3 protein-coding genes and 1 pseudogene are annotated in these 6,886 nt (G+C 73.1%); all 4 read right to left on the bottom strand.

Annotation, left to right across the window (positions count from 1 at the left end; all coding sequences use genetic code 11):
- A pseudogene (locus D3105_RS31135) lies at positions 1-581 on the bottom strand (condensation protein); the annotation flags it as partial.
- Positions 581-4,867: an alpha-(1->3)-arabinofuranosyltransferase domain-containing protein gene (locus tag D3105_RS31130; RefSeq protein WP_206272996.1), complete on the bottom strand. Its 4,287-nt coding sequence runs from the start codon at positions 4,865-4,867 to the stop codon at positions 581-583. The gene D3105_RS31130 and the pseudogene D3105_RS31135, both read right to left, overlap by 1 nt.
- Positions 4,864-5,583 carry a class I SAM-dependent methyltransferase gene (locus D3105_RS31125; RefSeq protein ID WP_118906242.1) on the bottom strand — a complete coding sequence of 240 codons (720 nt, stop codon included), beginning with the start codon at positions 5,581-5,583 and terminating at the stop codon, positions 4,864-4,866. The genes D3105_RS31130 and D3105_RS31125 overlap by 4 nt, the downstream gene beginning before the upstream one ends.
- On the bottom strand, positions 5,580-6,749 hold the full coding sequence (locus D3105_RS31120; RefSeq protein WP_118906241.1) for a glycosyltransferase family 4 protein: 1,170 nt from the start codon (positions 6,747-6,749) through the stop codon (positions 5,580-5,582). Before D3105_RS31120 ends, D3105_RS31125 begins: the two co-directional genes overlap by 4 nt.
- Positions 6,750-6,886 lie beyond the last annotated feature (137 nt).

Genomic DNA, 6,886 nt, shown 5'->3' with positions numbered 1-6,886 from the left:
GTCCGGGACTGCCGGGGCAGCGGGGCCGCGGCCGGGCGGGCCGGGGCGGGTGACGGCGGAATCGGAGACCCGCTGTAGATCTCCGCGGCCGTCGCCGCCAGCCGCATGCACGCCGGACCGTCCAGGGCGGTGTGGTGCACGGTGAACAGCAGCACACAGCCCTCCCGGTCCGGCTCCCGGACCACGTCGAGCCGCAGCGGTGGCGAGGCGGTCAGCGCCGGGGCGCGGTCCAGCGCCCCGGCGCGTGCCCGCTCCAGCGCGCCGGGCGCGCACGGCGGGAAGGAGACCGGGTCCGTGTCCGGGGCCTCGGTCAGCTCCCATTCGTACCGCCGGGCCAACGGCCCCCGGGACCGCTCCCGCATCAGCGCCCGGGGGTGCCGGGCCAGCGAGGCGGCGAACGCTGAGCGCAGCCGTTCCTCGTCGACCCGGCCCGGCAGATGGATCTCGATGTGCACGGTGCTCGGCTCGGCGTCCTGCGCGCAGTGCCGGGCCACCTCGTCGACGACCGGGAACGGCACCCGGACGGGCGGCCCGGGCGGCTGGCCGCCGCCCGGGGCCCGCTGGTGCTGCGTGGTCGCCATCAGGCGTCCTCTCCCTTCGCCGAGTGCCTGCCGTCGGCGGACAGCGTCCGGCCCGACGGCGGTGCGGGCTGCGCCGGGAGCTGGACCGTCGGCCGGTCACCGCCCGCCGGGGCCGGCTCGGCCGCGTCCTGGCCGGTACGGGCCGCGCGCCTGCCGAGCGGTTCCCGGCCCACCGTCACCAGTGCGGCGAACAACCCGATCAAGGCCAGGAGTTGAGCCGTGGCACCGAAAGCGCCCTCACCCGTCGTCGTACTCTCCCCGGTGCCCACCGCGGCGACAACTCCTGCGGCGGCCATCGCCGCGAACGCCACAGGAACGAGCAGCCGCGGCCGGAAGTGCGCCACGACGGCGAGCAGCGGAACAGCCACGGCGACCGGACCCGCGATCACCACCCCCACCAGGGTGAGGGCGACCGTGCCCAGGATCAGACCAGGACCCGGCGGTGCCGGCAGCTCCTCGGTCTCCTCCCGGCCGGAACTCTTGCGGCCGATGAGGGCGAGCACCACGAGCGCCAGGAACAGCACGCCCGCACCGATCAGACCCCACTGGTAGATCTTGGCCGGCTCGTACTCCAGGGTGACCGTGCCGCCCTCGCCCTCGGGCACCAGCCAGGCCTGCTGCCACCCGTCGATCCGCAGCGGCGTCAGCTCCTTGCCGTCCAGGGTGGCCTTCCACCCCTTGTTGTGGTTCTCGTGGATCTGGAGGTAGGAGGCCTCACCGGCCCCGACCTCGACGGTCCGCCGGTCGCCCTCGCCCTGCTCGACGTCCACCGAGCGCGGCGTCGCCGCGGCGGCCTCGGTGGTGCCCTTGCTCAGCGAGACGTCGGTGATGGCCAGCGGACCCTCGTCCCCCGCCTGCACGGTGGTGGACGACGCGGCCAGCTCGACCTTGCTGTCGTCGGTGCACAGCGAGACCTCGATGGGCCTGCGCTGGGTCAGGTCCCGCACCCGCCCCTCGGCCTTGGTCTCCATGTACGTACCGCCGACGGAGAGGACCGGGCCCTTGCCACAGGGCAGGCTGAACTTCTGGTCCGGCTTCGGCTGCGGCGAACGGAACTCCTCCAGAGCCGGGATGTAGACCTCGCTCAGCCCGACCGGCAGCTGCAACTGGCCGTCTGCCACCGGGTTGTGGACCGTCAGCGGTGCCGTCTTGGAGATGGTGATGTCCATCCGGTCGGTGTTGATGGGTGAGAAGCGGGCCATGCCGTTCTCGTCCACCGAGGCCACCGCCGTACCGTCCGGCGAACTGATCTGGACCTGCTCGGCGCGGGCAGACAGACCCCCGGCCGCGGCGAACACGATCTCGCCGATCGGCCGCTTCTCGGGCCAGTTCAGCCGCAGTACGGGACGCTCGCCCGCGATCCACGCCGTGGTGAGGTCACCGTCGGTCAGGTTGCGGGGGCTGAGATTGGTGCCCAGGCGCGCCGTGGAGTCCGCGGCTACCTCGATCTTGTCCCGCTCGCCCGTCAGCTCGAACAGCAGCTTGTCGAGTGCCTCTCCGGGCACCGGCAGCGCGGTCGCCGAGACGGTGTAGTCGCCCGCCTCCGGCGCGGTGAACTGCCGGCCGAGACCGACCTCGGCGGCCACGGACGACAGACCGCCCGGGTCGCTGCCCCGCTTCAGCGAGAACATCGTCGCATCGGCGCCCTCGCGCGGCGCGTCGTTCGGCAGCTCCAGCATCCGGGTCGCCTGCACACCGGGAATGGCGATGTCGGTGAATCCGGCGCCGGTCAGCCCCGGGCGCCCCTGCTGGGACTCCAGGATCGTCACCTTCAGCCAGGCGGCCTGCCCGGCGGGCGCGGCCACCTGCTGCGCCGAACCGTCGGTCCGCAGCGGGCTGTCCTTGGAGCCCTTGTCGGTCTCCACCCGGATCACGGTCGGCGCGGCCCGCACATTGCCGCTGGGCAGCGGCGTCACCTGGATCGAGCCGGGGATGTCGGTGGGGGCGGAGAAGTCGACCCGAACCCACTCGTCCTCGGGCGCGCCGGGAGAGCCCTCGGCCCAGCCGGTCGCCGGGTTGCCGTCGAACGCGTTGACCGGGTCGTACTGCGGCAGATGGAACAGCCAGTTGCCCACCGAGGATGCGCTGACCGACTTCGCCCCGCGGATCACCGCGGTCGTCTGGTGCTTCGATCCGGACGTCGGCAGGATCTGGCGCGGCTCACGCCCCGGGTCCTGCGCGGACTCCTCGGCGTTGCGCTCGTCGGCGGTGTACGTGTACGAGGTGTTGGAGTTGACCAGCCCGAACCGGGTGTCGGCGCGCCGCAGTCCGTCGCCCGCCGCGTACAGCGACGGCCGTCCCAGACCCGGGTGCGCGTCACCGGCCAGCACGGTCGGCCGGCCCTCGATGGCGCCGTTCGCCGACAGCGGCAGCAGCGACTCCGGGCCACCGCTCACCACGGCCGTGGAGGCGACCGGGGTGGCCTCCGCCCGTCCGGGGCGCTCGGTCCCCTTGGGCGGCTCGTAGATCTCCACCGCCCGCTGGCGCGGATACAGGCCCTCGACCTGCACCGGGGTGTCCGCCGCGATCCGGCCGGCGGTCATCACCGGCCCGTACCCCTTGACGCGGCTGTAGCCGGACGCCTCCAGAGTGCGCTTCACCGTGGTGGACGGGACGTAGCCCAGCTGGTCCGGGTCCAGGTCGTTGCGGACCACCACATAGTGCAGCCCGGCCCGGTTCAGGTACTCGCTGAGTCCCGGGACCTCGCCACCGGAGGTCAGGGCCTGCTCGACGGCGTCCATCGCGCGCCGGTTGCCGGGCGTGCCGAAGGGGACGTAGTCACGCTGTGCGTACGGCGACTCGGCCAGCACGTCCAGCGGCTGGTCGATGGGGGAGCCCCAGGTGTAGATGCCGTGCGCGGTCGCCGGGACGACCAGCGCGCGGTCGTCCGGCGAGTTGTTCTTGAGCCAACTGCCGGTGCTCTCCCAGTAGTCGGGGACCTTCTGGAACGAACCCGTCTGGAGGATCGAGCCGTTGAGGTACGGCCAGGCCAGACCGGGCAGCACGACGGCGGCGGCGACGACCGGCGCGAGCCGGCGGATCCGGGCCGGGTTGCGGTCCCGGCGCGCGGCGGCCGTCGTGGCGACGCCGACGATGTGCGCCAGCCCCAGGGCCAGCGCCAGCGCCAGACCCGTCTGGAACTTGTAGACGTTCCGGAACGGCACCAGCCAGGTGTCCAGCCAGTCCTGCACCGTGCCGTGGAAGAGACCGCCCAGCGCACCGCCGTACCCGGCGAGGGTGACGAGCGCGACGGACAGCACGGTCAGCACCAGCCAGCGGCGCTCGGGCAGGTCACGCCGCGCCAGACCCGCCAGCCCCAGGGCGGCGGCCAGCGCCGAACCCAGGATCGTGACGGTGGCGGTCGCGACGGTCCACCCGGCCGGCAGCCAGGCCTCGCCGAAGTTCAGATAGCCCACCCAGTTGCCGGCGCCGCGCAGCACCTCGGTCGCCGACATGGTGGTCGTGGTGGTGTACGAGGACTCCACGTACGGCATGAAGTTCTCGCCGAAGGTCCCCAGCAGCAGCAGCGGAACGATCCACCAGGCGGTCGCCATGATCACGCCCGGTATCCACCACAGCAGCAGCCCGCGCTTGCGCGGCCCGCCCGGCCGGGACAGCAGATACAGCCCGACCGGCAGCAGCGAGGCCAGCGTGGAAGCGGCGTTGACCCCGCCCATCAGCGGGATCAGCAGCGCGGACCGGACCGCCGCGATCCGCGGGGTGAGGCGCGGGTTCGTCAGTGGCAGCAGCACCCACGGCAGCAGGGCGCCCGGCAGTGCGGCGGCGGACGTCGAGCCCACCACGATGGTGTAGGTCGGCCACAGCGCGTAGACGACCGCACCGAGCAGCCGCGTGGCCGGTGAGCCCACCCGCAGCCGCTCCGCCAGCCGCAGCGCACCCCAGAAGGCGGTCGCCACGATGATCGACAGCCACAGCCGCTCGGCCAGCCAGGTGGGCACTCGCAGCAGTTCGGCGGTTCCGTAGTACGGCAGCATCGGCACGAGATAGCCGATGTACTGGTCGGCGATCCCACCGAATCCGGAGCGGCTGTGCCACAGCTCGCCCAGGTCACCGAGGAACCGGCCGGGGGCCGTGACGACACCCAGCTTGGTGTCGAAGGTCATCCGACCCGGCGACACCGCCAGGAACGCCGCGAAGACGGCGGCCCAGAACCCCAGGAGCCAGCGCCGGGAACGCGCCTGCGGCGGGCCGTCGGCGGGGACGGTGGGCTCGGGACCCGGGCCGTCCGGGGCCGCGGGCCGGGGTGGGTGGACAGCGCTGGTCATGAACACCGCCGGAGAATGAGGAGGAGGTTCCAGGTGGCGAATTCCCGCAGTACGGGGATGCGCGGCACGAGCTGGGGAAGGACGGGCCAGTAACGCGAGCGTGCGGACACGACGGTCACGTCACTACGGCTTTGGACATGGCGCAGCGTCTCGCCGACGCCGATCCGGAAGAGGTTGTCGCCGAGGCGGTGCTTGGCCGGGCGGCCGGTGCGGCGCTCGTAGCGGCTCCGGGCGCGCTCGGCGCCCAGATAGTGCCACGGCGCCCACTCGTGGCCGCCCCAGGGCGAGTACCAGTTGGTGAAGGAGACGTAGATCAGGCCGCCCGGGCGGGTCACCCGGGCCATCTCGCTGAGAAAGGTGTGCGGATCGGCGACGTGCTCCAGCACATTGGAGGAGAAGCAGACGTCCGCCGCACCGTCGGCCAGCGGCAGCAGATAGCCGTCGGCGACGACGGTGTCCGCACGCTTGCCGGGGCCGATCTCGGCCGTGTCCGGTTCGAAGAGGTAGCCGTGCGCACCGCGCCGACGGAACTCCCGGGTGAAGTAGCCGTCGCCGCCGCCGATGTCCACGACGATCTTGCCCCGGACCGGACCGTGCCGCTCCACCTGGTCCGCGGCGTCGCGGGCCAGCAGGGTGTACGCCGTCGCCGGGTCGCCCTGTTCCCGCATGAAGGCGCGGAACAGGGCGACCGAGCGCCGGAAGGAAGGGTCTTTCACGCGCTCGCACCGATCGCCGGGGCGCTCACGCCGCTGGTCGCCTCGGCGGCGACCGCCATGAACTGCCGGACACTGCTGGTCCACCGGAACGCGGCGGCCCGCTCCCGGGCCGCCTTGCCCATCGCCTCGCGCCGCTCGTCGTCCAGGGCGAGCGCGCACCAGGCCGCGGCGAAGGAGGACGCGCCCCGGGCGAGGATGCCCGTGACCCCGTCCTCGACGGAGTCGCGCAGCCCCGGGACGTCGAAGCCCAGGGTCGGGGTGGAGCGGGCGCCGGCCTCCGTGACGACCAGCCCCCACCCCTCCACGGCCGCCGGATGCAGCAGCATCCACGACGCGCAGAGCAGCCGGTGCTTCTCCGCCTCGGTGACATGGCCGGCGAACTCCACACCGGGACCGGCGAGCCGCTCCAGACGGGCCCGCTCGGGGCCGTCGCCGACGATGACGAGCCGGCCACCGGTGACCGGCCGGACCCGCTCCCACAGCTGGAGCAGCAGATCGATGCGCTTGTAGTCGACGAGCCGGCCGAGCGCCGTGAACAGCGGGGTCTCGGACCGGTCGCCCTGTGGGCTCGGCTCCTCGACGCCGTTGTGCACCACCCGGATCCGGTGGTCGGGCACGCCCAGGTCACGCAGCGCGCCCGCCGTGGACGGGGACACCGCGATCATCAGGTGGTCGCGGTAGGCCCGGGACAGGGCCCAGTGCTCCAGCCGCCGTCCGGCCCGCGCCACCGGCATCGGGAACCGCATGTCCCAGAGGTCGGTGTGCACATGGTTGACGAGGCACACGGTGGGCCCGCGGTGCCACAGGGGCGCGAGGTACGGCATGCCGTTGCAGACCTCGACCAGCAGGTCGCAGTCGCCGACCTGCCGGGCGAAGGCGGACCGCGCACCGAGGTAGTGACCCAGGGCGCCGCCCGCCGAGACGACTCGGTAGGGCCTGCGGGCGGCCTGGCCGCCGCACAGGAGGGTGACGTCGTGGCCCTGCTCGGTGAGGCCCGAGGCAAGCCGGTCGATCAGCAGCTCGGAGCCGCCGGCGGCCGGGTTGCCCAGGTCGCGGTGGGCGAGGAAGACGATGCGTCGCGGGGTCGCGGGGACCCTGGAGGACGCCGGGCCCTGACCCTGGCGCGTGACTGCATCGAGCAGTGGGGGAGGTACGTGCTGGGGCATGAGCGCTCCAACTCGGCTCGGGGTGCGGGAACTCGCGGATGAGCGGAAAGAGGGGGGAGAGGGTTGTCCGCGACGGGCGAGAGGACGGAAGGGGACGGGAGGGTAGGTGAGGGGACGGGAACGGAGGGGCGTAGGGG

Source organism: Streptomyces globisporus, from assembly GCF_003501885.1.
GTDB classification, from domain to species: domain Bacteria; phylum Actinomycetota; class Actinomycetes; order Streptomycetales; family Streptomycetaceae; genus Streptomyces; species Streptomyces globisporus_D.
This window is presented reverse-complemented; position numbering and strand designations above follow the sequence as displayed.